This is a genomic window from Vibrio sp. 5S239, from assembly GCF_041439575.1.
In the GTDB taxonomy this organism is placed as follows: Bacteria; Pseudomonadota; Gammaproteobacteria; order Enterobacterales; family Vibrionaceae; genus Vibrio; species Vibrio kanaloae.
In genome coordinates this window covers 1-1,189 of sequence record NZ_JBGOOM010000068.1, presented here as the reverse complement: position 1 = coordinate 1,189, position 1,189 = coordinate 1, and the positions used below count along the sequence as shown (strand labels likewise).

At 41.5% G+C, this 1,189-nt stretch carries 1 protein-coding gene; it reads right to left on the bottom strand.

Annotation, left to right across the window (positions count from 1 at the left end; genetic code table 11):
• Positions 1-269: 269 nt before the first annotated feature.
• A complete protein-coding gene (locus ACED48_RS20455; RefSeq protein ID WP_017058488.1) occupies positions 270-977 on the bottom strand; it encodes a DUF2971 domain-containing protein in 708 nt (235 codons plus the stop codon).
• Positions 978-1,189: the final 212 nt, after the last annotated feature.

Below are 1,189 nucleotides of genomic sequence, written 5' to 3'. Positions count from 1 at the left end.
ACACGAAAGCCAATTAACCGAAAAACGGGCTACGCGAGATGCCTATTTCGATGAAAAGTCTTTGGGAATAACAGGTGAATAGCTAGAACGTAGAACAACGCTCTTAGACCACAAACGCTTTTCTGCTCCTTGCAAACTAACGCCGCGTTAAGTAGTGAGCAACGCCACCATCCTACCAAAAACCTTGCCACCTTAAACACTAAAGCTGACCCAAACTGAAAATGCCGAGCGTTGGGAATCTGTCTTAAACGCTTTGTTAGCCCTCGGTATTACGTATATCTAGGAGAACCCAATAAACTTGAAACTTGAACTCTATCACCAAGACCTATCTCATTCGCACAATTGTGTATGGCTTCAATATTCTCGCCAGACAACGAAGGACCAAGATGGATACACTCAACAAGCTGTTCTATATCGAATGAAACCTTAATACCGCGCTCAGGTACTAATACGCCAGACTCTTCGGCTAAACGAAGTGATATAGCAAGCCTAAGCTCACTTTCCCATTGAAATGCTATGTGTTTATTCCAAAATCGATCAAGAAAACTAACATCCAATTTTTCTTTCGTTAAGTCTTTGTAGACTACATTACCAACCCACAATTCCTCTACTCCAAATGCAGGAGATAAACGAAATGGTTTCACTGACGTGATAAGTTTATCGAAATTAGTTTGTATAGCGACTCCACGCCATTTGTCTGCGTACAGTTGCCACATAGCATCACTTTCATGAGACGATCGATGCCAACAGCTAACCTTTGTAAGTCTTTTTAGTTCTTCAAATGCCGGTTCAAACGAACCAGAACACCCCTCAGATTCAAAAGCCTGTATTGATATTGCACCCTCAAATACGTCCTGAAATTCACGAGCACTAGCAAAGTATAATTCTCCAGAACGTAAGAAATCGATTAAACGTTCCACTTTAAAGTAGCGCCACAAAGGCTGTTTATCGTCTGGTGCTTTCCCTACAATTTTCATATGAACTCCTTTAGAAGGCTAACGCTAAGCTAAGTAGTGAGCAAGCAATACAAAGCCACCGCATAACACCTTAAACACATAAATAAACGCATACTAAAAATGCCTCGCGTTGCGAATCTGCCTTAAGCGCTTTGTTAGTTTGCCACCACGATGAAAGCAGAGGTTTAACGCCAAGGTGCTGAATTAAATATGAAACTACTGGCTTTGAACAC